The sequence below is a fragment of the Curtobacterium sp. B18 genome (assembly GCF_000333375.1).
Taxonomy (GTDB): domain Bacteria; phylum Actinomycetota; class Actinomycetes; order Actinomycetales; family Microbacteriaceae; genus Curtobacterium.
Map to the genome: position 1 here is coordinate 1 of NZ_BACZ01000306.1, position 1563 is coordinate 1563.

Genomic DNA, 1563 nt, shown 5'->3' on the forward strand with positions numbered 1-1563 from the left:
CGTTCACGTCCCCGCTCCTCTGGGTCGTACGGTCATGCCACACTACCGACGGCCTCGGACACGGGATGCCGCTGACGCGCATCCGTGTCCCCCGCAACGCACGAGGGCCGCCCACCGGTTGCCCGGCGGACGGCCCTCTCCCTTGCAGGACGGCGCAGTTCCGCCAACGCACGAGGGCCGCCCACCGGTTGCCCGGCGGACGGCCCTCTCCCTTGCACCAAGAGTGTCCTGCAATCACATTCCACAGGCGGTGCCACAGCAAACACTGCCTGCAGGGATGACTGTATAACGAACGGGTAACGGCGCGCTAGCGGACGCGGCGGTCGTTCGCTGCGAGTTCACCAAGAAGCAGCGATCACGATCAGAAGAGGTCGGGCGACGGCGTCGAGGCGTAGCGCACCGCGACGTCCGCGTGCCGGTCGAAGCGGTAGCCGACCCCGCGCACGGTGCGGACGATCTCCTCGAAGGCGCCGAGCTTCGACCGGAGCCGTCGGACGTGCACGTCGATCGTCCGCTCGTTCGGGGTCTCGTCCTCGCCGTCGGACCAGAGCCCGTCGATGATCGCCGAGCGGTCCACCGTCTGGCCCTCGCGCAGCACGAGGAACTGCAGGAGCTCGAACTCCTTGTAGGTCAGGGGCGCGGCCTCGCCGTCGAGGGTGACGCGCTTGCGGGAGATGTCGATGACGACGCCGGTCTCCTCGGGCTCGGGCTTCTCCGCCTGCTTGCGGGCGGCCACGGCGGAGCGGTCCTGCAGGGCGAGCCGGACGACGTCGACGTCACGGCCGCCGGAGCCCTCGGCGGCGACGGCCACGGCGGCGTAGGTCTCGGACGTCGGCACGAGCTGCGCGGTGAGGGCCTTGAGCTGCTCGACGACCGCGGCGAGCGTCGTGCCGGCCGCGGCGGCCTTCGCCTCGTCGATGCCCACGTACAGGGCGAAGCCACGGGCCTCGGTTCCCTCGGGCAGGGCGCGGTTGCGCTGCGGGGCGACGACCGGGCTCGTCGGCACGCCGGCGGCGACGGGCGGGGCGGCGGGCTGGCGACGCGGACGGATCGGGGTGACGGTACCGAGGTCGGTCGGCGCGGGGGCTGCGGTGCGGAGGGTGGTGCGGGGCTGGGCGATGGTGAGCGACATGGCGGTTCTCCGGGCGATGTGGCTGCGGTGTCGAGGTGTGCCGCGGCCGTGTCGAATGCGTCGGTCCGGGTACGGCGAGTGCCGTGGTGCCCTGCGGTCCTGCTGCGGACCGGGGCCGACCCGGGGGTACGGGGACGGACCTCGTGACGTGGTGCGTGTCGTCGACGTGGTCGTCACCCTGGGATCACGCTCGCGCGACGGGGGTGGTGTCGCGGGGGATCCGGCTGGAACGGGTGCCGATCAGGCACACATTCGACAACGCATGACGGCCATGGCCGGCATCATCATGCCGGCGGTCCCCAGTGCCTCGGAGAGGACGCGGGTGGACACGGTTGCAGTCATGGGACGAGTATCGGTGGGATACCAACGTCGTGTCAACCGTCCGCGCGGACGGTGCGTTCTGCGAACGCACGGGGAAGACGGACAGGAGG

General features: G+C 71.4%; 1 protein-coding gene. It reads right to left on the reverse strand.

Annotated features, from left to right (window positions below; genetic code table 11):
• Nucleotides 1–361 precede the first annotated feature (361 nt).
• The gene (locus I5E_RS08265; RefSeq protein ID WP_022906561.1) at nt 362–1132 is read right to left on the reverse strand and encodes a winged helix-turn-helix domain-containing protein; all 771 of its coding nucleotides are present in this window, start codon (nt 1130–1132) and stop codon (nt 362–364) included.
• Nucleotides 1133–1563: the final 431 nt, after the last annotated feature.